The sequence below is a fragment of the Thiothrix sp. UBA5583 genome (assembly GCA_002425225.1).
Taxonomy (GTDB): Bacteria; Pseudomonadota; Gammaproteobacteria; order Thiotrichales; family Thiotrichaceae; genus Thiothrix; species Thiothrix moscowensis.
The window spans coordinates 104,909-129,998 of sequence record DILV01000038.1 but is presented as its reverse complement, the minus strand read 5'-3'; the positions used below and the strand labels follow the sequence as shown (position 1 = coordinate 129,998).

Annotated in this window: 21 protein-coding genes; 12 read left to right on the top strand and 9 right to left on the bottom strand. The window is 53.7% G+C overall.

The window, feature by feature from the left end; genetic code table 11:
- Positions 1-193 precede the first annotated feature (193 nt).
- Together rpsO and pnp are read left to right on the top strand one after the other, a co-directional pair.
- Positions 194-463 carry a 30S ribosomal protein S15 gene (gene rpsO / locus B2U47_RS16170; RefSeq protein WP_296676209.1) on the top strand — a complete coding sequence of 90 codons (270 nt, stop codon included), beginning with the start codon at positions 194-196 and terminating at the stop codon, positions 461-463.
- A gap of 195 nt (positions 464-658) precedes the next feature.
- Positions 659-2,752 (top strand): polyribonucleotide nucleotidyltransferase, encoded by a 2,094-nt coding sequence (pnp, locus tag B2U47_RS16165; RefSeq protein WP_296676206.1) that lies wholly within the window; start codon positions 659-661, stop codon positions 2,750-2,752.
- A 64-nt stretch (positions 2,753-2,816) separates the two neighbouring features.
- On the opposite strand, the gene glnD is transcribed toward pnp, so the two are convergent.
- Together glnD and map are read right to left on the bottom strand one after the other, a co-directional pair.
- Entirely contained in the window at positions 2,817-5,453 is a 2,637-nt protein-coding gene (gene glnD, locus B2U47_RS16160; protein ID WP_296676203.1) for a [protein-PII] uridylyltransferase, read from the bottom strand.
- A complete protein-coding gene (gene map / locus B2U47_RS16155; protein WP_296676199.1) occupies positions 5,450-6,262 on the bottom strand; it encodes a type I methionyl aminopeptidase in 813 nt (270 codons plus the stop codon). Before map ends, glnD begins: the two co-directional genes overlap by 4 nt.
- 178 nt (positions 6,263-6,440) lie before the next feature.
- Here map and rpsB point away from each other — a divergent pair, with 178 nt between their 5' ends.
- Together rpsB and tsf are read left to right on the top strand one after the other, a co-directional pair.
- On the top strand, positions 6,441-7,214 hold the full coding sequence (gene rpsB, locus B2U47_RS16150) for a 30S ribosomal protein S2 (RefSeq protein ID WP_296676197.1): 774 nt from the start codon (positions 6,441-6,443) through the stop codon (positions 7,212-7,214).
- A 24-nt stretch (positions 7,215-7,238) separates the two neighbouring features.
- On the top strand, positions 7,239-8,126 hold the full coding sequence (gene tsf / locus B2U47_RS16145) for a translation elongation factor Ts (RefSeq protein WP_296676193.1): 888 nt from the start codon (positions 7,239-7,241) through the stop codon (positions 8,124-8,126).
- A gap of 90 nt (positions 8,127-8,216) precedes the next feature.
- Here the strand turns inward: tsf and B2U47_RS16140 are convergent, their stop codons facing one another.
- Complete coding sequence (locus B2U47_RS16140) at positions 8,217-8,810, bottom strand: NUDIX hydrolase (protein WP_296676190.1); 594 nt, start codon at positions 8,808-8,810, stop codon at positions 8,217-8,219.
- Positions 8,811-9,039: 229 nt separating this feature from the next.
- On the opposite strand from B2U47_RS16140, the gene B2U47_RS16135 reads away from it, so the two are divergent.
- Positions 9,040-9,396 (top strand): hypothetical protein, encoded by a 357-nt coding sequence (locus tag B2U47_RS16135; RefSeq protein ID WP_296676188.1) that lies wholly within the window; start codon positions 9,040-9,042, stop codon positions 9,394-9,396.
- A gap of 3 nt (positions 9,397-9,399) precedes the next feature.
- On the opposite strand, the gene B2U47_RS16130 is transcribed toward B2U47_RS16135, so the two are convergent.
- The 3 genes from B2U47_RS16130 to B2U47_RS16120 all read right to left on the bottom strand — a co-directional run bounded on the left by B2U47_RS16130 (position 9,400) and on the right by B2U47_RS16120 (position 11,352).
- Positions 9,400-9,810, bottom strand: a complete 411-nt coding sequence (locus B2U47_RS16130; RefSeq protein ID WP_296676185.1) for a hydrogenase expression/formation C-terminal domain-containing protein — start codon at positions 9,808-9,810, stop codon at positions 9,400-9,402.
- Complete coding sequence (locus B2U47_RS16125) at positions 9,807-10,319, bottom strand: HyaD/HybD family hydrogenase maturation endopeptidase (protein WP_296676183.1); 513 nt, start codon at positions 10,317-10,319, stop codon at positions 9,807-9,809. Before B2U47_RS16125 ends, B2U47_RS16130 begins: the two co-directional genes overlap by 4 nt.
- Positions 10,320-10,461: 142 nt before the next feature.
- Positions 10,462-11,352, bottom strand: coding sequence for a formylglycine-generating enzyme family protein (locus B2U47_RS16120; RefSeq protein ID WP_296676180.1), 891 nt, complete (start codon positions 11,350-11,352; stop codon positions 10,462-10,464).
- Between the two features lie 134 nt (positions 11,353-11,486).
- On the opposite strand from B2U47_RS16120, the gene B2U47_RS16115 reads away from it, so the two are divergent.
- From B2U47_RS16115 to B2U47_RS16085, 7 genes are all read left to right on the top strand, one after another.
- A complete protein-coding gene (locus tag B2U47_RS16115; RefSeq protein ID WP_296676178.1) occupies positions 11,487-11,672 on the top strand; it encodes a hypothetical protein in 186 nt (61 codons plus the stop codon).
- Positions 11,673-11,948: 276 nt separating this feature from the next.
- Positions 11,949-12,518 carry a type IV pilus modification protein PilV gene (gene pilV, locus B2U47_RS16110; protein WP_296676176.1) on the top strand — a complete coding sequence of 190 codons (570 nt, stop codon included), beginning with the start codon at positions 11,949-11,951 and terminating at the stop codon, positions 12,516-12,518.
- A gap of 11 nt (positions 12,519-12,529) precedes the next feature.
- Complete coding sequence (locus tag B2U47_RS16105; RefSeq protein WP_296676174.1) at positions 12,530-13,393, top strand: PilW family protein; 864 nt, start codon at positions 12,530-12,532, stop codon at positions 13,391-13,393.
- 12 nt (positions 13,394-13,405) lie between these two features.
- Positions 13,406-13,903, top strand: a complete 498-nt coding sequence (locus tag B2U47_RS16100) for a pilus assembly PilX family protein (RefSeq protein ID WP_296676171.1) — start codon at positions 13,406-13,408, stop codon at positions 13,901-13,903.
- Between the two features lie 60 nt (positions 13,904-13,963).
- Complete coding sequence (locus B2U47_RS16095) at positions 13,964-14,425, top strand: type IV pilin protein (RefSeq protein WP_296676168.1); 462 nt, start codon at positions 13,964-13,966, stop codon at positions 14,423-14,425.
- A 20-nt stretch (positions 14,426-14,445) separates the two neighbouring features.
- A complete protein-coding gene (locus tag B2U47_RS16090) occupies positions 14,446-18,120 on the top strand; it encodes a PilC/PilY family type IV pilus protein (protein ID WP_296676166.1) in 3,675 nt (1,224 codons plus the stop codon).
- A 43-nt stretch (positions 18,121-18,163) separates the two neighbouring features.
- The gene (locus B2U47_RS16085; RefSeq protein WP_296676164.1) at positions 18,164-21,832 is read left to right on the top strand and encodes a PilC/PilY family type IV pilus protein; all 3,669 of its coding nucleotides are present in this window, start codon (positions 18,164-18,166) and stop codon (positions 21,830-21,832) included.
- Here the strand turns inward: B2U47_RS16085 and prmC are convergent, their stop codons facing one another.
- From prmC to hemA, 3 genes are read right to left on the bottom strand one after another with little or no spacing between them, the layout of a single operon-like run.
- Entirely contained in the window at positions 21,833-22,744 is a 912-nt protein-coding gene (gene prmC, locus B2U47_RS16080; protein WP_296676162.1) for a peptide chain release factor N(5)-glutamine methyltransferase, read from the bottom strand. It abuts the gene before it with no gap.
- Positions 22,737-23,816: a peptide chain release factor 1 gene (prfA, locus tag B2U47_RS16075; RefSeq protein ID WP_296682883.1), complete on the bottom strand. Its 1,080-nt coding sequence runs from the start codon at positions 23,814-23,816 to the stop codon at positions 22,737-22,739. The genes prmC and prfA overlap by 8 nt, the downstream gene beginning before the upstream one ends.
- Entirely contained in the window at positions 23,813-25,087 is a 1,275-nt protein-coding gene (hemA, locus tag B2U47_RS16070; protein ID WP_296682880.1) for a glutamyl-tRNA reductase, read from the bottom strand. The genes prfA and hemA overlap by 4 nt, the downstream gene beginning before the upstream one ends.
- Positions 25,088-25,090 lie beyond the last annotated feature (3 nt).

Below are 25,090 nucleotides of genomic sequence, written 5' to 3'. Positions count from 1 at the left end.
CGGGCAAGGCGTTGGGCTAGCTGTGTTCGCTTGGCTGACATGTCGGGACTCGTTTTAATGGGGATAGTTAACAGATATTAAACTGTGCATCACTTCCGGTCACACCCACGCCTGAAAACAAAGTTGTACTGTTTGGATGCTGGGGTGTATAATCGCCGCCTTTTTAGCAACCCTTAATCTGGAGCTTTGGCGAATGTCTCTGAGTGCAGAAGATAAGGCTGGTGTTGTCGCGCAATACCGCCAATCAGATACAGATACCGGGTCCCCGGAAGTGCAGGTTGCGCTGCTGACAGCGCGAATCAAGCATCTGACGGACCATTTTGCAGCACACAAACATGACCACCACTCACGTCGTGGCATGTTGGCGATGGTAAACCAGCGCCGTAAACTGCTGGACTACCTCAAGCGCAAGGATCTGAACCGTTATCAGGCTCTGATCAGTAGCCTTGGCCTGCGCCGCTAATCACGGTGCAAGCAACACAAGACACCGCCTTTGTGCGGTGTTTTGTTATCTGCCTTTAAATTTTGTAAAGTAATCCGTCACGCAGGAAGGTTGTTGACAAGGGCTTTCCTACACCGCCTGCTACCTGAAGCCTTTCTCAACAGCCTGCCCGTGACATTTCCACTGTAAATAATTCCTCAAAGGAAAACTGACGTAATGGCTAAAATTACCAAAACCTTCCAATACGGTAACAATACCGTCACCCTCGAAACTGGCGAAATTGCCAAGCAGGCCACCGCAGCGGTCATGGTCAACATGGACGATACTTGTGTGCTGGTATCTGTCGTGGGGCAGAAAACCACTGACGCAGCCCGTGACTTCTTCCCGATGACGGTTGATTATCAGGAAAAATTCTACGCAGCAGGCCGTATTCCTGGCGGTTTCTTCAAGCGCGAAACCCGTGCGACTGAAGAAGAAACCCTGGTGGCTCGTCTGATTGACCGTCCGCTGCGCCCGCTGTTCCCGGAAGGCTTCACCAACGAAGTGCAACTGATTGCGATGGTGGTTTCCATGAACCCGGCAGTCAGCGCTGACATTCCTGCCATGATTGGTGCTTCTGCGGCGATGGCGCTGTCCGGGATGCCGTTCCAAGGGCCGATTGGTGCTGCCCGTGTTGGCTATCGTGACGGTACATATTTGCTGAACCCTTCCAAAGAAGACATCAAGTCTTCCGCGCTGGATCTGGTCATTGCCGGTACAGACGCGGCGGTGCTGATGGTTGAATCCGAAGCGCAGGAATTGAGCGAAGAGGTGATGCTGGGTGCGGTCATGTTCGGTCATGAGCAGATGCAGGCGGTCATCAATGCCATCAACGAAATGACCAAGGAAGCCGGTACAGTCGCTTGGGACTGGAAAGCGCCAGAACCCAACAAGGCATTGCAGGATGCAATGGCAGCAGCCTGTGAAGCGCCACTGACGGAAGCCTTCCAGATTGCTGACAAGCAGCAACGTTACGGGCGTATCGACGAAGTGTTGAGTGCAGCAGTTGAAAAACTGGCCGCCAAAGAAGGTGAAGAAGGTTTCACCGCTGACCAGATCAAGGGTGAATTCAAAAACGTTGAGAAGAAAATCGTGCGCGGCAGCATCCTCGACGGCAAACCGCGTATTGACGGTCGTGACCTGCAAACGGTACGCCCGATCAGCGTGCGTCTGGGCGTATTGCCCCGCGCCCACGGTTCCGCACTGTTTACCCGTGGCGAAACTCAGGCACTGGTTGTCACCACGTTGGGCACTGAGCGTGATGCACAGGTGATCGACGCGATTACCGGCGAATACAAGGACAACTTCCTGTTCAACTACAACTTCCCGCCATACTCCGTGGGTGAAACAGGTCGTTTCGGTGCACCCAAACGGCGTGAAATTGGTCATGGTCGTCTGGCAAAACGCGGTGTGAAAGCGATGGTTCCACATACCGACGATTTCCCTTACACCATTCGTTGCGTATCCGAAATCACCGAATCCAATGGCTCCAGCTCAATGGCAAGCGTGTGCGGCAGCTCACTGGCAATGATGGATGCGGGCGTTCCGCTGAAAGCACCAGTTGCCGGTATCGCCATGGGTTTGATCAAGGAAGGTGAACGTTTCGCGGTGTTGTCCGACATTCTGGGTGACGAAGATCACCTCGGCGATATGGATTTCAAGGTGGCTGGTTCCTCCGAAGGTATTACCGCCCTGCAAATGGACATCAAGATCACTGGCATCACTCGGGAAATCATGCAGCAGGCACTGACCCAGGCCAAAGCCGGTCGTCTGCATATCCTCAGTGAAATGGCGAAAGGCATCGAAGCACCGCGTGATGAAATCTCCCAGTATGCACCGCGCTACGTCACCATGAAGATCAACCCGGAAAAAATCCGTGAAGTTATCGGCAAGGGCGGCGAAACCATCCGTGGCATTACCGAAAAGACCGGTTGTAGTATCGACATCAACGACGAAGGTTTCATCAAGATTGCGGCGGTTGACGCCAAAGCTGCTTATGAAGCGCGTTCCATCATCGAATCCATCACGGCCGAGGTGGAACTGAACAAGGTTTATAACGGCAAGGTTGCCCGTTTGATGGACTTTGGTGCATTTGTTACCATTCTGCCAGGCAAAGATGGTCTGTTGCACATTTCCCAGATCAGCAATGATCGGGTCGAAAATGTGGCAGATCACCTGAATGTGGGCGATAGCGTGCGCGTCAAGGTTATCGAGATCGACCGTCAGGGTCGCCTACGTTTGAGTGCGAAGGCCATCACTGAAGGCGAGTAATTGCCTCCTCTATTGTGACGGATCAGCAAAAGGCTCCTGAATGGAGCCTTTTGTTTGATGGCTTTCAGTCGATTTGCAAGGCTTTGGTCAGTGCTTCACGGATAGTGGCTTGCCGGGCTTCATCGGTAATGCTGTTGCCGTCGCGGGTGGTGATGTAGAAAATATCCTGTGCCTGTTCGCCCAACGTATTGATGCGGGCGTTGTGGACGCGGATTCCCAGCCTATCCATCGCTTCCCCGAGTCGGGACAACAGACCAGGCATGTCACCGGCATTAATTTCCATCAGGGTTAAGCCTTTTTCAGGTTGCTGGCTGAAATAAATGCGGGTTGGTACGTCAAAGTTACGCAAAATGCGCGGTTTGCGGTGAGTCGGGCGTTGCGGTTTTTCGCGTGCCAGATTTTCCTGTAAGGTGTCAACAATGTGTTGCTGGTCAATATCACTGATGATGAGCTGGTTATCCGGCCCCAGGATGTGCAGCGTATACAGGTCGAAACCGTCGGTAGTGGACACAATCCGTGCCTGTACCACATTCAGGTTGAGCTGTTCCATTGAGGACAGTACGCGGGTAAACAGGTCATCCCGGTCACGGGTATAAACGAGCAGCACATTGCTGCTGCCGGATAATGTCCTGCGTACATGCACCAGCGCAGTTTGATGACGGGGAATATTCAGGATATGGCGGGTATGCCATAAGACGGATTCCACCGAGTGTTGCAGGTGATAATCTGCCCCGAACTTGTCCCACAGACTGCGGCATTCCTCTTCGGTAAAACCTTCCTTGGCAAGTTGTTCCAAAGCTGCGTTGCGCTTTTCATCGGTCAGCAGGGTGCTTTCATGCGAAATGGGGGCACGGTTGCGCAACAGTCTGCGGGTAGCGTGGTACAGGTCGTGTAACAGGGTCTGTTTCCAGCTATTCCACAATTTGGGGTTTGTGCCCCGGATGTCGGCAATAGTCAACAGGAATAGGCAATCCAGACGGCTTTGGGAAACCACTTTCGAGGCGAATTCGTGTACGACTTGCGGGTCACTGATGTCCTTGCGCTGGGCGGTCATGCTCATCAGCAGGTGATGGCGTACCAGCCAGCTTACCAATGAGGCATCATGCAGGTTGAGGCCGTGTTCACGGCAGAAATTGTAGGCATCATCCGCACCGAGTACAGAATGGTCTCCCTGTCGCCCCTTGGCAATGTCATGGAATAGCCCAGCCAGATACAGCAATTCAGGATTGCGCAGGGTCTTGAACACTTCTGCACAGAACGGCAGTTCCTGTGCGCCCACGGCAGTGCTGTAGTGGCGCAGGTTGCGCACCACAAACAGGGTGTGCTCGTCCACGGTATACATGTGGAACAGGTCATACTGCATCCGCCCCACGATATTGGCAAAAGCCGGAATGTAGGCTGCCAGAATCCCGTAACGGTTCATCAGGCGCATGACGAAGGTGATGCCCTTGGGCTGGCGCAGGATCTGGATGAACAGTTGCCGGTGGCGTGCCTGCTGGCGGAAGCTGGAATCAATCCGGTGCAGGTTGTTGCGGATCATGCGGATGGTATCGGGCGTCAACCCCGTAACACCCTGGGTAATCTGTAACAGCAGGAAGATTTCCAGCAAAGCCGTCGGGTACAGGACAAACACGTCGGGGGAGGCAATGGAAATCAGGTTGCCACGCCGCTGATACCATTCGCCCAGCATTTCCGGTGGCGGTGGGTGCAGGGTAAGGATGCGTTCGCGCAGGATGCCCAGCAGCATGTCGCTGAGGCGTTCCAGTTCGGTAATGACCCGATAATACTGCTGCATGAAGCCTTCCACCGCCGCATTGTTGGTGTCATCGGTGAAGCCGAACATGTGGGCAAGGCTGCGCTGGTAATCGAACAGCAGGCGGTCTTCCTTGCGCTTGGCAAGTTCATGCAGGGCAAAACGGATGCGCCACAGGAACTGGCGTCCATCCCGCAGGGTTTCGTATTCTTCGTATTCCAGCAGGCGTTTCTCATACAGTTCCTGCAAGGAAAATGTACCGTATTCGCGTTGTGTTACCCAGCCGATGGTCTGGATGTCACGCAAGCCGCCGCGCCCTTCCTTGAGGTTGGGTTCTACCCGGTGAGAGGTGTCGCCGAATTTGCGGTGGCGTTTGTTTTGCTCTTCCAGTTTGGCGATGAAAAATTCGCGGCTGTTCCACATGCATTCCGGGGTAATGCCTTCCCGCAGGCGCAGGAACAGGCTTTCGCTGCCATCCAGATAACGGGCTTCAATCAGGTTGGTGATGACCGTTAGATCCTGCCGGGCTGTTTCCAGGCATTCATCCAGTGTGCGCACGCTGTGCCCGACATCCAGGCCAATATCCCATAACAGGGTGATGAAACCTGACAGGCGTTCCTGACATTCCTCCGAGGGTGGTTTGGTCAGCAGGATCATCAGGTCGATGTCTGAGGCCGGATGCAATTCACGTCTGCCATAGCCACCAACCGCGACCAGCGTGGCGTGTTGTTGGCGGGCAATGCCTTGCGTGTTCCACAAAAGCTGGAGCAGGGCGTCAATAAAGTCGGCATGATCGTTGAGTAGTTGACGTACATCTTCTCCGGCAGCAAAACGTTCGCCCAACAGCTTGCGGGCATCACGCACCGCTTGGGCGTAATCTGCCGTTTTCAGGTCGCCTTGCATGTGTAAGCGTACATGGATGTCCAGCAGGGGATTACCTTGGGTCATAAACGCTCCTGCCAACCTGCCTCTTCCTGCCGCAGGGTGAGGATTTCAAAGCCATCCTGCGTGACCAGCACAGTGTGTTCCCACTGGGCAGAGAGCTTGTGATCCTTGGTGACGGCAGTCCACTGGTCAGGCAGGATTTTCAGGTGGCGTTTTCCCTGGTTGATCATGGGTTCAATGGTGAAGATCATGCCGGGTTGCATGACGATTTTGTCGCTGTCCTTGTGGTAGTAATGCAGGATTTGCGGGGCTTCATGAAAGCGGCTACCGATACCGTGACCACAGAATTCTTCCACTACCGAGTAATGGTTGGCATGGGCATGTTTCTGGATGGCGCGACCAATATCTCCCATGCTGGCACCGGGGCGCACCTGTTTGATGCCAAGGTACATGCACTGCTGGGTGATTTCGCTCAGGCGTTTGCCTGCAATCGGTGGTTCACCGATAAAAAACATTTTACTGGTGTCGCCGTGATAGCCATCCTTGATGACCGTGATGTCAATGTTAAGGACATCGCCCTTTTTCAGGATTTTGTCGCTGGGGATGCCATGACAGATCACGTGGTTGACGGAAGTGCAGATGGATTTGGGGAAGGGCGGTGTGCCATAACCCAGTGGGGCAGGGATGGCCTGTTGCACATTGACAATATAATCATGGCAAATCCGGTCAAGCTGGGCGGTACTGATACCGGGTTTGACATGCTCTGCAATCATTTCCAGGACTTCGGCAGCCAGTTTGCCTGCGACCCGCATTTTAGCGATTTCATCCGCTGTTTTGATTTTTATTGTTTGGTCTTTGTCTGTCTTTGCCATTCGCTGCTTCTTCCTGGTAGCACTCAAAAGCGTTTCATGGTATAAAGCGCCCGCGATTTCCGCAAATAGTTTTTAAATCCACACATGTATCGGCACATCACGCAGGGTGCTTCGCTGCAAAAACAGCAAGTTGCGTTGGTGGGATACATGGAGGCATAACCCGATACAGGAGATTACAATGCCTAAAGTTACCATGCGTCAAATGCTGGAAGCCGGTGTTCACTTCGGACACCAGACCCGTTACTGGAACCCTAAAATGGCTCCGTACATTTTCGGTGAGCGCAACAAAATCCACATTATCAACCTTGAGCAAACCCTGCCGATGTTCAACGATGCGATGAACTTCGTTGGCAAGCTGGCTGCAAAAGGTGGCAAGGTGCTGTTTGTCGGCACCAAGCGTTCTGCGCGTGATGCCGTGCGTGAAGCAGCACTGGCCTGCAAAATGCCTTACGTTAACCACCGCTGGTTGGGTGGTATGTTGACCAACTTCAAAACTGTCAAGCAATCCATCCGTCGCCTGAAGGATCTGGAAAAAATGGCTGAAGATGGCACTTTCCAGAAGCTGGGCAAGAAAGAAGTCCTGATGCTGACGCGCGAAGCTGAAAAGCTGGAGCGTAGCCTGGGTGGTATCAAGGACATGAAAGGTCTGCCGGATGCCATTTTCGTTATCGACGTGGGTTACGAAAAAATCGCAGTGCAGGAAGCCAACAAACTGGGTATTCCGGTCATCGGCGTCGTTGATACCAACAACTCTCAGCAGGGTGTTGACTACATCGTTCCAGGCAACGATGACGCTATCCGCGCCATCCAGTTGTATGTTGCGGCGGCTTCTGACGCTGTAAACGAAGGTCACATCAGCGCAGCGGTTGCACCGCAGCAGGATGCTGTTGCCCAGGCTGGGGCAGATGAAACTGCTGATGCTGGTCAGGAAGCAGGCGACGTACAAGCCTGATTTTAAAATCAAGGAGTTATTCTGATGGCAATTACTGCTGGAATGGTTAAAGAACTGCGCGAACGTACTGGCGCAGGCATGATGGAATGCAAAAAGGCTCTGACCGAAACCAATGGTGACATGGAAGCGGCTATCGACCTGATGCGCAAATCCGGTGCTGCTAAAGCTGACAAAAAAGCAAGCCGTGTTGCGGCTGAAGGCCGGATGATCATTGCCGTCTCTGCGGATGGCAAGCAAGCAGCGATGGTTGAAGTCAACAGCGAAACCGACTTCGTGGCCAACGATGCCAACTTTGTTGCCTTTGCTGAAGCAGTGGGCGCAACAGCGCTGGCAAACAAGCCTGCTGACGTTGCAGCGCTGGCTGCGCTGGCAATGGCCGACGGTCAAACCGTTGAAGAAGGTCGTACTGCGCTGATTGCTAAAATCGGTGAAAACATCCAGGTACGCCGTCTGCAATTGGTGGATGCTGGTGCAGGCCAGATTGCCACTTACCAGCACGGTTCCAAAATCGGCGTGGTCGTGTGCATCGAAGGTGGCGACGCTGAAGTTGGCAAACACGTGGCAATGCACATCGCGGCGACTAGCCCAGTTTGCGTTGATGAATCCGGTGTACCGGCTGAAATTGTTGACCGTGAGCGTGAAATCCAGATCGACATCGCTATGCAAAGCGGCAAGCCACGCGATATTGCCGAGAAAATGGTTGCTGGTCGCATGAAGAAGTTCCTGAGCGAAATTACGCTGGTTGGTCAACAGTTCGTCATGAACCCTGATCAGACTGTAGGTGACTTGCTGGCTTCCAAAGGTGCCAAGATTAGTCAGTTTGCACGTCTGGCTGTCGGTGAAGGCATCGAAAAGAAACAGGAAAACTTTGCTGACGAAGTAGCTGCACAAGCTGCTGCTGCGGGCAAGTAATCCATCTCCGGTGTGCCAACACCGGGATCAGAAAGGGGCACTGGTTGCCCCTTTTTGTTTGCCTGCAAATTCCTTTCTCGCTCTGGCTGGTCAGTCTTGCAGACAGGCTAGCAGACTGAGTGTAATCCGTGCTGTTGCCCCCCATAACATTTCATTGTCATATTCCTGGAAGTAAACCACGGGAACAGGTTCCTTTATATCTGCCAGATGCCGGTAGCGAATTTCGTGGTGTTCGGGTTGTGCCAGCCATTGCAGGGGAATAGTGAAGGCGCGTGCCACTTCCAGCGGGTTGGGGATGATGCTGTAAGGCCAGGGCACAATGCCAACGACTGGGGCAATACGGAAACGGCTGACGCTGTGATGCGGGCTGAGTTGCCCAAGAATTTGTACGTCTTGAGGCATGATGCCAACTTCTTCATGGGCTTCCCGCAAGGCGGTTGCGGTTAGGTCACGGTCTTGTGGGTCACGTTTGCCGCCTGCGAAAGCGACTTGCCCACTATGGTAGTCGTGTTCTGATGCAGGGCGGCGGATAAACAGCAAATGCCATGTTTCCGCTATCCGCACAAAAGGAACCAATACGCCCGCTTCCCGGCAAGCATTCAATGCCACATCATGGGTAGGAAGCCCCACTTTTTGTAGCCGCTGGCTGATTTCGGCTGCTGTGAGTCGATCAAGATTATGCATTATCCAGCCCTTTCCAACTGTGATAACAAACACTTTACTACAAGGCGAAGGGTTCCGTCAGGAAAAACAGGCCGGGTATACCGCCTTGCCTACAGTCTTCTTTGTGTTTTGCCTATATATGAACCAGCAGATTTCACGAAGTTTTGCTATGAATAGAGGATGTGTCCGCAGGTTTGCTGATCCCTTGGATGCATTCCCTCCTTTTTTATCTGGCTGTTTGGGTTGCTGTATGGTTAAGGCTGAAACGATGGATTTTGCTCCGTGGCAACAGTTGCTGTTCTGGATGGGCTGGCTGATGCTGTTTATTCCCGCCTATTTCATTGCTCATGGTTTTTCGTTGGTAGGTTCACTGGTGTGGAGTGGCTATTCGGCGGATACGGTGGATCTGGTACTGGTTCTGATCATGGGAACGGCACTGATTGAAATCTTGCTGGTGGCAATCCATACCTTCACCCGCTTTTATTACCGTGAGTGCTCGTTCAAGCGCTTGCTGTCATGGCTGATGTTCGGGATTGCGGTCATCCCGCTGGCAGCCACGCTGGGCTGCCTGTATTCGTATGCAACGCTTGCGCTGGGTGTTCTGTAAAGGTCAGCCGGGTTCTTCCTGCATGGAGAGGATGGTTGTCATCGCCGCCAGACCTTCCTTGATGTCATCGCACTGCGAACGCAATATTTCCGGGACGAGACCGATTTCGATGAAGTAGCCGATGCGCTTGTCGTTGTCGTCCATGTGTTCAATGCGCCATACGCCGGAATAGCTGCTTTCACGGATACGGGTGTGACCCAATACGTTGAGGGTCAGGTCAATTTCACCTTCACCGAGAAACTCCTCCAGTTCAGCCAGTTCCTGGGCAGAGAAAGGTAGGCTGTGCAGGTCGATGATGTTCTGTGTGCCGTGCTCTACCAGTTCAGCCAGTGCATGGCGGATTTCATGCATGACAGGTAGCAGGTTCCGGGTGCGGGTGGTTTCGGTCTGGATGGGGATGTCGTTCAGACTCATCGGGTAATCTCCAGTTTGGGTTTGGAACGCGGGTAACAAGGCGGGTATTCTGCTACTTCCCATTTCAGTAACAGGTTGGCAGCTAACCGACCCGCCAGTGGCAAATTGTTTTTGACGGCACGGGTAAGGGTTTCTCCCCATGCAAACCTGTGGTATTGCATACCAATCAGGGCACGGTGTTTGGGCAAATGCCCCGAAAGACGGGCAATGTCCATCAAGTCTAGCAGGCCAACCTCATGGGCACTGCGCTTGGCAGTACCGAGAAACTTGTCCATCGCTTCATTTTCGTAGCAGCATAGCGTACCGGGGCGGGCGTGTAATTCCACCGCATCCAGCACCAGCAAGTGCTCATGGCTTTCGATTTCACCCGCGAGGGTAAAACTCAATGTACCACCATCCAGATAGGTCACATCAGGGAATACAGGGAAATGTTTTTCCATGAACTTTAGCAAGTGAATGCCGATGCCTTCATCTTGCAGGAGTATATTGCCAATACCTAACACCAACATGTCTGTCACTTATCAGTTTCATTATAATGTTGCCCATTGTGTCTGGTTTTGAGGCTGGCAGCTTGATATGGGTCAAATCAGCATGGCATGGCGGGCATGACCTCGGCAAATCTTGACATAAAGGGGTAAAAGTGTGCCGAACCTATAATTCACGCACGACCCGAAACCCAAGGTTGGTATCCATTTCATCCAGATAACGTTTTTTACGGGCAGCACTACGCGCTAGCGTTGCCGGGTCAAACCATGACCCACCTTTGGTGACATACCAGTAGGGGTCATCGCCGCGTGATGGGCTTCCATCCCGGTTGGCACCGAAATGGGAACGGCTCCAGTGGCTGCTGGTAAATTCCCATACATTGCCATGCATGTCGTGTAATCCCCAGGCATTGGCAGCGCGTATTCCGGCTTCGCTGGCTTTGACGGAAGGGAGGCAGCGCGGCAGATACCAGCGGCGTTTTTCGTGGTTTTCCTTGTAGGGGAACAGCGGGTTGAAATGAACTTCCTTGCAGCTTGCATCATTGCCGCAGTGGAACGGTGTCGTTGTGCCAGCACGGGCGGCGTATTCCCATTCGGCTTCGGTGGGCAGGCGATAAGTATGCCCGGTCTGTGCACTTAGCCAGCCCAGATAGAGGCGGATGTCTTCTATGCGGATGTTGATGACGGGGTAGCGCTCGCTATGCCAGATCAGTTCCGGGCGCAAAAACCATTCGGTATCCTGGCGAAACTGTTCAAATTCCTCTGCCAGCACTGGATAGACACCGATGGCAAATGGTTGGCGGATAATGGTCAGATGACGAGGGGCTTCCATCGCCTGATGCCCGTATTCGTCCGGGGTAGAACCCATTTCAAAGCGACCGGGGGGAATAATGGCGAGTTTGATGGCGTTTGCCCCGGATTTCAGTTTGTCCTGAAAAAAAGGCGTCATGCCGTAAGCCTGCGCAGTTTCTTGCTGAAGATGGCGAATTTGTGCTTGATCAAGCTCGTCAACAAAGTTCAGACGTGTTTCGGGGATTGGTAGTTCGTTGGCTGTCATCTCTATAAGTGCATGATGATAAACTGACGGGTTCATTATCATGAAATAAGTGGGGATGACAACACATAAACAGTGAATTTGGGCTATATTTACCGAGAGGGTTCGGACATGTGGTCAGTAAAAGGGGATAAGACATGAATAGAAAAGAGTTGGCTTCAAGGGGAAAAGAGCAGTACCGGCGCAAACCGCAGTTGTTGCTGGACGGGTTGATCATTCATAGCAGGGAATTGGGTGAATTGGGTAAACAACTGGAGCGCTTGCTCCGGCAGCATGGTGTCCGTTCTTCCTTGGATTCTGCATTTTCTGCCCGTTATCATTGAGTTATTTGCTCGCAGGATGTGAACTTTTTGCTTGTATGATGTGACCAAGTAAGTGGCAGCAGCTTGCCATTTTAGTCATTGAGTTGAGATTAAGCCCCCGGCTGCAAAGTCGGGGGCTTTTCTTTGTCTGAACCATTACACACCCAACCATTGATACGGTAAAACAGGCACTCTGTCGGCTATGTTTGTGTTTTTTATCGCTGGGCAAGCATTTTCAGTATACTTGCCTTATAACCTGAATTTACGCCCCAATCATAATACCAACAGGTGGCCTTAATGTTGACGACCCCGATACCCCGCAAGCGGCAGGCGGGTTTAAGCCTGCTTGAAGTTCTGGTTTCCACGCTGGTGCTGTCCGCTGGCCTGCTAGGGCTTGCCAGTTTGCAGATTGCAGGCATGAAAACCTCCCACAACTCGCACCAGATGCAACAGGCAACCTGGCTGGTCAATGACCTGCTGGAACACATGCGTGCCAACCGCAGCGCAGCACTGGCAGGTGACTATGCCGGTGCGACTGATTGCCTGACAGCACCCGACACGCTGTGTACATCCGGTTCCTGTACTCCGGCACAACTAGCAGCATATGACCTGTACCGTATCCGCTGCGGTAATCCTGCCGGTGCAACCAGTAGTGAAACGAGTGTGCGCAATGCCTTGCTCAATGGTGTGTTGACTGTCACTTGCGTGGATCCCGACGGGGCAGGCGCATTGCCAGCCGATTGTAACCAGGGTGTCACGGTTAACCTGCAATGGAATGAGCGCAATGCCAGCCGCAAGGGTGGTGATCTGGATGGTAGCACTGACGGGCTGGAAGCCTTTTCCATCAACCTGACAGCGGTTCTTTAAGGGGGAAATGCATGAAACGTAACAAACAACAAGGCGTGACCCTGATTGAGCTGATGGTGGCAATGGTGGTCAGCATGGTGCTGATTGCCGGGGTTGGCACAGTGTATTTGAGCAGCAAACGCAACTATCAGGCACGCGACCAGTTTTCCATGATGGATGAAAATGCCCGTGTCGCCCTGAACTCCCTGAAAAAGCATTTGGAACATGCCGGTTATGCTGCCAATGGGCTGTTTCCGCTGGCACACCCGTTTGTGGTGGGTTCCCAGCCTGCTTGGGCGGCGTGTTCGGATGGTACTTCCAACAAGCGGACATCATCCAGTATGTACCTGACCCAGGATGGGGCAGTGCCAGCACCACCTGCCAATGTCAAGGATGATGCAGTTGGCATTGCTTTCCTGAGTGACGATACCCTTTTTACGGATTGTACCAATTCCGCTGTTCCGGCGGTGTGCCGTTCCGGTCAGGCACCCAGTTCGCAAGGATCGCTGGTGTATAACACCTTCACGCTGGATCAGCCCTCAACCGTGGAAAAAAACTCGGTGGGTGATGTGATACCTGCTTTGTATTGCTCGGGTTCTGCCAGCGCCAATCGGCAGATGGTGGCGCAGGGTGTGGAAAACATCCAGCTCATGTACGGGGTGGATAGCAACATGGATGGGCAGGTTGAGCAATATTTCAATGCCACCGGGGTGGGCAGCAACTGGGATGATGTGGTCAGTATCAAGGTCGGACTGTTGATCAAGTCGCTCGAACCCGTGCTGGAAAAAGCGGAAGCCCGCACCTATGCCCTGCTGGATACCAGCGTTTCCGTTAATGACCGCTACCAACGTGGCGTTTACACCGAAGTCATCCACTTGCGCAACCGCAGCCGCTAACAGGAGGAAGTCATGCGCACCCTGAAACACAAACAATCCGGTTCCGTACTGCTGTGGGGGCTGGTGATTTTGCTGACCCTGACCGTCATCGGCGTGGCAGCGACCCGCATGTCGGCGCTGGATACCCGCATTGTCGGTAATGAACTGTATTACATGCTGACCTTCCAGGGGGCGGAATCGTCCCTGCGGCGCTCGGTCAATAACCTGCAAGTCATCAAGACAGCGGTGCAGGGTACTTATTCAACTGATAAGGAAGCACGGGTATTCCCCGTTTCTTACACCGATACGGTCAGCGGTGGGCAGGTACAAACCACCGGGGAATCCAGTATGGGTGATGAGGAAAGTTGCCCGCCATTGCGTGGGGTGGCGATGAGTACCGAGATGTCGCCTGAATCGGGTGGGGTAGCTTGTCGGGTGTTTGTGACTGACGTGGATTCGGAATTGCAGGGAACCGGCGCCAGCAGCGAGCATTCTGAAGGTGTCATCAAACTGGTTCCGGGAACCGGCTAACGCCCCACATTTCCCGCAAAATTTCGCTTTACAACCCTGATAACAACCAAGGAAACAGGCATGACAATCATGAAAACAACGGCATCTTCCTCCAGCGGCTTCAGCCTGATCGAACTGATGATTGCAGTAGCCATCATTGGCATTCTTGCTGCTATCGCTTACCCTGGCTATGCATCCCACGTGCAAAAGGCCAAACGTTCGGATGCACATGTTGCCCTGAATGAGGTTTACCAGCGGCAGGAGAGTTATTTCCTGCGCAATTACAGCTATGCCAGCACAATGACCCAGTTGGGCTATGCCGCTACCAGCCCGGAAAACCAGTACAGCCTGACACTGGCTCCGGCTCCTGCCGGTTGTGCGGGAACCAGTGGTAATGCCTGCACGACTTACAGTGTCAGTGCTGCACCTGCCAGTGGTTCAACCCAGACGCATGATGATGCCTGTCAGACCCTTGCTATGGATAACCGGGGTAATCGCAGTGCCAAAGACAAAGACAGAGCTGCTTCCACCGTATGCTGGTAACTGATTGACAGGATAAAGCCATGAATACCCAACGCCTGACGCTGCGCCTGTTGCTGCAATTGTTGCCGCTGGCATTCGCCTCCACTGTGATGGCAGATGATGCGGAAATTTACTATTCCCAAACAGTAAGTGTTAACCCCAATATCCTGTTTGTACTGGATAACTCCGGCAGTATGCAACAAAACACCGTGCCGGACAGTGGTGGCAAAACCAGGATGCAGGTCATGCAGGAGGTGTTTGACAGCGTGATGGCTTCAGCACCTTCCAACCTGAATATTGGTTTGATGCGTTACGGTGGGCATGGGGAAAATGCCGCCAATGGGGTCAGCTTCCCGGTGAAGCCGGTTGATTTGGCAAAAGACGGTACAGGGGATGCGCAAACCATTATTTCCGACCGTATCTCCCCGGCACTCGACAATTTGCCTGATCCGGCAAGCAAACAGCCGGTGCGGACTTTTTTGCAGGATGTTGCCAACAACTGGACCGCCCAAGGGTATACCCCGATTGTGGATGCATTGTACGAAGCAGCACTGTATTACCGAGGAGATAATGTGAATTGGGGCAGGCTGCAAGCTGATCAGGTACGGGCAGCTCACCCGGCTACCTATAGTGGAACATTAAGCTATGACCCGGAGGGCGGTGGTTGCGATGCGCCCTATGAGTGCCTCAAAGAATACTGCTACGGAAAAATCGTGCCCGACAGTTGCAGTATCAAATCTGTGCCCATGTGCCAATGGGGAGAAACCAGCCCGACCGGTGGTTGCTGCGCTTATGAGCCAAATGCTTACGATGAGGCAGGGAATGCCACCGGCTGGGTGTGCAAGGATGACAACAAGACTTGTCCTACTTACGGTTGTGTTACCTACGAAGATAAAGACAAGGAAGTATGCAAAGCGCAACACTGTACGGGTGCTGTTACCGGGGATGCGCAGTACGTTTCCCCCATGCAGTACGGTTGCCAGGCCAATTACATTGTACTGATGTCAGATGGCAAGCCCGAGTATTCCGGGGGAACGGGTGTGCTGCCCCCTTCTGCCACCCCGATTCAAACCCTGACAGGCAATAGTTGCGCCGATAGCCCTTCCGGTTATAAAAGTGGTACGTGCGGGTCGGAATTGACCAGTTTTCTTGCCACCAAAGATCAGAATGGCAGTCTGGATGGCGATCAGTTCGTCAACACGTTTACTGTTGCTTTCGGGGTGGATGATGCTACGGCTACGGAATACCTCGCCAGCCTTGCCAACCTGTCAAACGGTGCGATGGCTGCGCGGGATGCAGAGGGTTTGAAACTGGCTTTCGAGCGCATTTTGCAGCAGGTGAATACCGCCAACCCGACAGTGATGGCATCTGCCACGCCTTCCTACAAATTGCAGGCGGGCAAACTGCCTGTTCCCATGCTGGCACGTCAGGAACAACCGCAGGGTTTATTCCGGCAGACATTCGGTCTGCTGGGCGACGGTATCGGTAATGTGGAAGTCCGCAGCCTGTTGCTGGATGTGTTTAATCCGCTGCAACAGTTCCGCCAGTTGGCAGCCACTAACGGGGCGTTTTCTGCCAACAACCTGCAAGAGCTGACCGATGCTTTCAACAGTATTCTGGACAAGATTGATGCTTCGGCAGCGTCGTTCAGTTCACCTGCCTATAACGTGGACAAAAATGTCATGTTGGCACACAGCGATGAAGTGTTCCTTCCAGTATTTGAACGTGATTTGTTGCCGCTGTGGTCGGGCAATCTGAAAAAATTCAAGCTCAAGAATGGCGTGATTGTTGGCAAGGATGACCAGCCAGCCGTGGATGCGCAGGGTGTCTTTACTGATACGGCGTGGGATTTATGGTCGGATACAGCCAGTGGCAAGGATGTCAAGGCGGGTGGTGCTGCCAACAAATTGCCAGCACCAGCCTCGCGTATGCTGTATACCGATGCCGTTGGGTTGAACTTGAGCGCCCTGAATATTGGCAATACTGCGCTCAAGATCGGTAATTTGTACGTGGATAATGACGGTAACAATGGGCATGACAACAACCCGACAGGTTGTGACCCGGATAACTCCGATGCGGATACACACCCTGCCTGCGTCACCTACCGCACCAACCTGATCAATTTTGTGCGCGGGGCTGGCAAGGATGGTCAACAGCGCTTCCACATGGGGGATGTGATGAACAACAAACCGCTGGTAGTGGATTACACCAGCAACGGGTATGTGCTTGTCGGCACAAATGAGGGATTCCTGCACGCTATTGATAGCGCTACCGGTGTGGAAAAGTGGGCATTCATGCCCAAAGACTTGTTGAAGAATTCAGCCATTTTCTACGACAACACCCAAGCCAAACAGCATGTGTATGGTATCGACGGCTCGTTTACCCCCTGGTTCCGCGACAAGAATGCCAATGGCAAGGTCGACAAGGCAGACGGTGACAAATTCTACCTGTTCTTCGGGATGCGTCGGGGCGGGCGTGCTTACTACGCACTGGATTTATCCGACATTGAAACGCCCAAAGTGCTATGGAAAATGACCCAGGATACTACCGGTTTTGCGGAACTGGGTGAAAGCTGGTCGAAACCGGCGTTGGCGCGGATGCGTTTTGCGGAGGGTCTGAAAGACGTACTGGTGTTCGGTGGCGGTTTTGACCCGGCATTGGAAGAAGCTGACCCAAGCAAACGGGCAGATGACAGTATGGGGCGTGATGTCTTCATCGTTGATGCTGAAAGCGGCACGTTACTGTGGTCATTGCGGCAAGCGGTGACAGGTGCTGCTGACAGTTTGCTCAATAGTATTCCGGGCGATATTCGGGTGCTGGATATGGATCGCAACGGTGCGCTGGATCGTCTGTATTTCGCCGATACCGGCGGCAAGGTCTGGCGGGTCGACATGGACATGGACGTGCGTGATGCCGATAGCAGCTTGTATGACTACAACAAGGCCAAACTGACGGTATTTGCGAATTTGGCAGGCAGTGGCACGGACAAACGCAAGTTTTATTACGAGCCAGATGTAGCCTTGATGCAAAAAGATGGGCATACCGTCCTGACTGTGGCATTGGGCAGCGGCTACCGTTCCCGCCCGCTCAATGCTGACATCCAGGATCGTTTCTACGTGATGCTGGATGAAAACGTCTATCAGCCACCGTCAGATACCCGTTTGCCGCTGACAGACACCGACCTGACAGAAGCCGATACGCTGGCACTGCAAGGCAAGACCTTGCAGGATGGCAGCAGCAAGGGCTGGTATATGGCGTTGCCGAATAGTGGGGAAAAGGTACTGGCTCCGGCACTGACGTTCCTCAACAAAGTGGTGTTTACCACGTTCGCCAATGACGGAGCAGCCAGCACTGACCCCTGCAAGGTTTCACCCAATACGGCACGGGCGTATGTGCTGGATCTGTTTGATGGGCAGGCAGTTGCCAACCTTGACCGTTCACTGGATGACAGCAAGGACAAGTCCGTGGTGGCGGGTGTTAATGAAATCCTCGGTTCGGCACAGATTCTGTTCCGCAACCCGGCAGCATCGGATGGCACAAGCTGTACTGCAACAGACTGCCGCCAGACGGTGGAAATCCGGGTTGGCAAAATGCAGGCTCCGTTGATGGATTCAGGCAATAGTCAGAACGGAAGTGGTAATAGAGCAGGGTCAACTGACCTGAGCGACATTTTGCCAAGGATTTTCTGGCGTGATGACAGAATATCCGGGAATTGAGCGGGACTGGACAGGGCAATAAGAAATACAGCGGACAATAACCATGAAAACTAAACGTCGTGCCTTGCAACTGTTGCTAACCCTCTTGCCACTGGCTTTTGCCACGGCATTGATGGCGGATGAAACCGAAATCTACTCGGCTTATGAAGGCAGCCCAAATGTCCTGTTCCTGCTGGATGTTTCCGGCAGTATGCGCAAGACCATTGATGACGGTGATGGCAATACTGCCAACGACAAGACCCGGATGCAGGTACTCAAGGAGTCCTTCAGTCAGGTCATGTCAACCGCCCCAGAGGGCATCAATATTGGCTTGATGCATTACGCCAATCATGGGCTGGGCAATGATTACTGGTGGAGTTCCGTCAAGGGTGTCAATGTGCCGGTCTTGCCGATTGACAGCCAGATTCAGGATGTTATTGCCCCTTACAAGCATAATGACAACCTGCCTGATCCAACAGGGACAACCACGGTGCGCCAGTTTCTTGCCAGTGTGGTCAATGACTGGGGTGGAACCAGCAGCTATGTGGAAGGCTACACCCCCATTGTCGATGCCTTGTATGAAGCTTCCCGCTATTTCAAGGGCGATGCAGTTGCCTGGGGGCGCGATGAACCCATCATGGGGTGGGCTGCCCACCCCATGGCTTATACAGATTCTGTCACCTGTAAAGCCGGAAAATCCACGCAGGAAAGCTGTGTCAAAACCTGGGGCGAATGCAACGCCAGCGTCAGCAACTGTACCAGCGAATCCTACAACGTTTGCTGCAACTGGGTTACAACCGGTGGGGATGGCTCAGGTTACTGCGAAAACAACGATTACACCTGTTCGACCACAATTGAAACCTGCCAGCATAGCGTTTGTACCGAATTTGAAGGCACACCAGCTTACAAAAGCCCGATCAAGAACAAGTGCCAGCCCAGCTATCTGGTGCTGATGTCGGATGGCAAGCCCGAATATCCCTATTACCCTGGCGCAACGGAAGTGGACGGAACTCATTACTATCCGCCATCCTCGGCACGTTATCCGGGCAATTCAACGGTTGGTGCAACCACGGGTTACGCGGCTGACCGTACTGATCACATGAACCGTCATTTCAGCCAGAAAGTTGAAAACTACCTAGGGATTGCCAATACGGCCTGTGTGGATGGTGTGGATGCCGCTGTTGGGTACAAAAGCGGAACCTGCGGGCCGGAAATTACCCATTGGCTGGCAAATACCGATTTGAGCACAGCACTGGGGACTGACAAAAAGGAAACCGTCAAAACCTATACCATCGGCTTTGCCATGCAGGATGAGCCGAAAGGCAAAAAGTATCTGGAACTGCTGGCACAGCAAGGCAATGGCGAATTCTTTACCGCCAACAACACCAGCGAACTGGTTGATCGTTTCAACGAAATTCTGGATGAAGCGGGCAAATCGGTGACGTTTACTTCACCTTCGTATGCGGTCAACCAGAATACGCTGTTGTCTCATAGCAGCGACGTTTACATTCCGGTCTCCCAACCCGGTAGTGCAACTGGCTGGGAAGGCAACCTGAAAAAGTTCACCCGCAATACCGAAGGGGTGATTGTCAATGAAAATGGTACGCCCGCCTTTACCGAACAAGGTGAAGCTACGGAAGCCACGGATGATGTCTGGGGGCCAGCCGGTGAAGAAGTTTCTGCCGGTGGAGCTGCCAGCCAGTTGCCAGCGCCGGATGACCGCAAGTTGTATACGGATGTCAGTAGCTCTACTGACCTGACAGCCACCTCCAACGCCCTGAAAGTCTCCAATTCAAACATTACTGGAGCCATGTTGGGCGGGACATTCACAACCCAACACTATCTGCCGGATTTTTACAACGGTGTATCTGATGGCATCAGTTGTGCGGGGTGGTACAAGGACTGTAATGGCAATAATCATATTGTCTTGGGTAACCCAGTCACCAATGCCAACTGTGTCAATATCCAGGAAGTGACCACCTGTCCAGTCAATAACGTCAGTGCCAGTGAACGTGAGCAGTACATCGAATTTGCCCGGGGGAAAACGCCAGTCACGGGTGAGCCACGTCAGCACATGGGTGACATTCTCAACAGTAAACCGGTTGTGCTGAGCTATGCGGATGAACAACGCATTTTTGTTGCCACCAATGAAGGCTTCCTGCATTCGATTGATACCACCGAGGGTGAAGAGCAATGGGCTTTCATGCCCAAAAGCCTGCTGGACAACATCCGCCTGTTCTACAATCAGACACCCAGCAATGAGCACATGTACGGTATTGATGGCCCGATTACGCCGTGGCTGGTGGACTGGAATGGCAACGGCAAGATCGAAAAGTACAGCAACACCAAGGACAACAACGAAGACGGATTGAAGGATACCAACGACGATGACAAAGCCTACCTGTTCTTTGGTCTGCGCCGTGGCGGCAAAGCCTATTACGCGCTGGATGTTACCGAGCCGGACAAGCCCTTGCTGAAATGGAAATATGAAAACGTTGATGGTGTGGATGATAACGAGTGGGATGAACTGGGTGAAACTTGGTCAAAGCCCGCTCTGGCAAAAATGCGTACCGGCAGCTCTACCAGCAACACGTTAAAGACAGTGCTGGTATTTGGTGCAGGTTACGATGCCGCCAAAGATGAGCAGACGGTCGCCAACAGAATCGCTGATGGTGCGGGTCGCGATGTCATGATCGTGGATGCGCTGGATGGCACGTTGCTATGGTCATTGCGCAATGACGTAAACGGTGCAGATGACCTGTTGCTCCACAGTATTCCGGGCGACATCCGCGTGATGGACATGGATCGCAACGGCGCACTCGATCGCCTGTATTTCTCTGATACGGGTGGCAACATCTGGCGGGTGGACATGGATCATGACCTGCGTGACAGTGATGCCGACATGTACAACTACGATGATGCCAAGCTCACCAAGATTGCCGCACTGGGAACCAGCAGTGACAACACGGTTGACCCGCGCAAGTTCTTCTACGAACCGGATGTGGCTCTGATCCAGCACAATGGTCAATCGCTGATGACCATTTCCATTGGTAGTGGCTACCGCACCCATCCGTTGAATACTGCCACCAATGACCGTTTCTATGTGCTGATGGAACCCAACGTCTACAACGAGCCACCCAGCAATTTTGCCGCCATCACCAATACCGACCTGACGGTGCACAGCAATGCCGACTTGGATTTGCTGAAACAAACCTACAAGGGTTGGTATTACGACTTCAGTCTGAGCGGTGAAAAAGTGCTGGCTCCGGCAGTGACGTTCCTCAACAAGGCGTTGTTTACCACCTTTGCGCCAGTGGATGAAAACGGTAATCCGGTAACTGTTGCCGCAGAATCCTGTGCAGCGCCGGTTAGCAGTGCCAGGGCTTATATCCTGGATCTGTTTACCGGCAAACCAGTTGCCAATCTGGATGGCAATGCTACCAACGGTACATCTGGCAAGGACGAGTTCGTGGTGGCGGGGATCAATGAAATCCTCAATTCAGCCCAGATTGTGTTCCGCCCGCCGGAATATGTGACGGGTGATGATGGTTCTGTGACCGGCTGTACGGATGGTTGCCAGCAAACGGTTGAAATCCGCGTGGGCAAAATGAGCGTGCCCCTGATGGATGAAGACAACAGTAACAATGCAGGCAGCAAAATGTCGGAAAAAACCGACCTGACTGACATCATCCCACGCATTTTCTGGCGGGACAACAACGTCTCCAACCCTTGATCAGTCGAGGTATTGCCCCAGACTGACCCGCTCGTTGCCTGCCAAATCCGGCAGGCAACGCACTTGCTGGAAACCGGCAGCTTGCAGCAAAGCCGTCACTGCCTTGCCTTGGTTATAACCATGTTCCAGCAATAGCCAGCCACCATTTTCCAGCCATTGCGGTGCGGTTTGCACGAGGTGGCGGATGTCATCCAGCCCATCCACACCGGATGCCAGTGCCGTGCTTGGCTCGAAGCGCACGTCGCCCTGATTCAGGTGCGGGTCTTGTGCTTCGATGTAGGGCGGGTTGGAAATGATCAAGTGGAAACGTTGGGGGGGTAGGGCGCTGAACCAGTCGGAGAGGATGAACTGTACGTTGTGGATGGCGTGGGTACGGGCATTTTCTGCGGCGACGGCGAGGGCAGCGGGTGAGAAGTCGATGGCGGTTATTGGCAGGTCGGGGCGTTCGGTGGCGAGAGCCAGGGCGATAGCGCCGGTTCCTGTGCCGAGATCCAGGGCTGCGCCCTTGCCCCCCATCCCCAGCCCTTCCCCCGCAAGGGGGGCAGGGAGTAAAGAGAGGGCGGTTTCGACTAGCAGCTCGGTTTCGGGGCGAGGAATCAAGGTATCCGGGGTGACTTTGAGGTTCAGCGTCCAGAATTCGCGCTGGCCTGTTAGATAGGCAACCGGTACACCTCGCGCCCGTTCTGCCAGCAAGCGCTGAAACTCTGCCCTAATAGCGGGATCAACTTCTTTCTCAGGCCATGTAAACAACCATGTGCGTGGTTTTTGCAAGCAGTGCGCCAGCAATATCTCCGCATCCGCCCTAGCTGATTCCGACACTATCAGTTGTTGCACCGCCCAAACCAACAACTCCCGAACTCTTGACCCCTGCCCCCCTTGCGGGGGAAGGGCTGGGGAAGGGGGGTTATTCATCCGCCAGCGCCGCCAACTGATCCGCCTGATACTCGTTGATCAGCGGCTCAATCACCTGATCGACACTGCCCGCCATGATTTCATCCAGCTTGTACAAGGTCAGGTTGATGCGGTGGTCAGTCACCCGCCCCTGCGGGAAATTGTAGGTGCGGATGCGTTCGGAACGGTCGCCCGAACCGACCAGGTTCTTGCGGGTTTCTGCCTGTTCGTTGGCCTGTTTTTGCCGTTTACCCTCAAAGATGCGTGCCTGCAACAGCCCCATCGCCTTGGCGCGGTTCTTGTGCTGGGAACGTTCATCCTGACATTCGACCACAATGCCGGTCGGCAGGTGGGTGATGCGGATTGCGGATTCGGTCTTGTTGATGTGCTGCCCGCCCGCCCCGGAGGCGCGGTAGGTGTCTACCTTCAAATCTGCCGGGTTGATGTCCACTGCTTCCACTTCGTCCAGTTCCGGCAGTACCGCAACGGTGGCGGCGGAGGTGTGGATGCGCCCCTGCGATTCGGTGGCGGGTACACGCTGTACCCGGTGGGCGCCGGATTCAAATTTCAAGCGGGAATAAGCCCCTTGTCCGATGATGCGGGTAATGATTTCCTTGTAACCGCCGTGTTCACCCTCGCTCTGGCTGATGATTTCGATTTGCCAACGACGTAATTCGGCATAGCGCGAGTACATGCGGAACAGATCGCCTGCAAAAATGGCGGCTTCATCACCCCCTGTTCCTGCGCGGATTTCCAGAAACACGTTGCTGTCGTCGTGCGGGTCTTTGGGCAGCAGCAGTTTTTGCAGTTCCAGTTCCAGTTCGGCACGGCGGGCTTTGGCAACGTCGATTTCTTCGGTAGCCATGTCGCGCATTTCAGGGTCAGCCAGCATTTCCTGCGCGGCTTCAATGTCAGCGGCGGTTTGCTGGTAATCGCGGAAGCCTTGGGCAACCGGCTCAAGCTGGCTGTATTCAATCGACAGCTTGCGGAACTGGTTCTGGTCACTGATTACGTCGGCTTCGCCCAGCAGGGCAGAGATTTCGGTGTAACGTTCGCTCAGGGCTTCAAGTTTGTGCAGGATGGATGCTTTCACGGGTGTTGGTCGCTGGTGTCCGTCGGGGACAGGTTAAACAGGATGCGGGCGTGTGCCAGTAACTGGTGGTCGCCATTGCGGGCTGCGTGGTGCATGGCCTGGGTGGCATCATGCGACAGTTTGTTGGTCAGGGTATGGGCGAGGAATTGCAGGGTTTCTTCCGCACTTTTGCCGTTATGCAGCATGGTGGTGGCTTTCTCGAACACTTCCTGACGCAGGCGCTCGGCGTGGGCACGGTACTGGCGGATGGTATCCATGTGATCCTGCGCCCGCAGCCAGTCCATGAATTTGTCAACTTCTTCCAGTACCATGCCTTCGGCTTGCTCGGCAGCCGCGCGGCGGGATTGCAGGTTTTCCTCGATCACGGATTGCAAATCGTCGACGGTGTAAAGGTACACATCATCCAGTTCAGCCACTTCCTGCTCAATATCGCGTGGTACGGCAATGTCCACCATGAACATGGGGCGGTGTTTACGGATCTTGAGGGCGCGTTCTACCGTGCCTTTGCCGAGGATGGGTACGGGGGCAGCGGTGGAAGAAATCACGATGTCGGCTTGCGGCAGGTATTCGCCAATATCCTGCAAGCCAATGCCTTTGCCACCGTATTCGGTAGCCAGTTTTTGCGCCTTGTCCACACTGCGGTTGGCCACCAGTATCTTGCCAATGTGGTTGGTGGCAAGGTGTTTGCCGACCAGTTCAATGGTTTCACCTGCACCGATCAGCAGGGCAGTCTGTTTTTCCAGTTTGCTGAAAATCTGTTTCGCCAGACTGACGGCAGCGAATGCGACCGAAATCGGGTTGGCGCCGATGCTGGTTTGGGTGCGTATCCGCTTGGCAGTGGAAAAAGCGTGCTGCATCAGCTTGTTGAGGTGGTTGCCGGTGACAGCGTTGTCAGTAGCGGCTTGCAGGGCTGATTTCAGTTGCCCGAGAATCTGTGGTTCACCCAGTACCAATGAATCCAGCCCACAGGCTACCCGCAGGGCATGACGCACGGCGTCGTCTTGCTGGTGGATGTACAAATAGGGGAGAAGCTGGTCAGCGGGAATGTTGTGCCAGTTCGCCAGCCAGCCGACCAGGGTTTCCACGGGTTGTTGCTGATGACTGGCAGCGTAGATTTCGGTACGGTTGCAGGTGGAGAGAATAAGGTTTTCAGGCACAACCTGATGGGCAGAGCGCAACGCTGCCGACATGCTGTCGGGCGCAAAAGAAACCTTTTCCCGAATGGCGACCGGGGCGGTTTTATGGTTAACTCCAACGATCAGGATAGACATTCA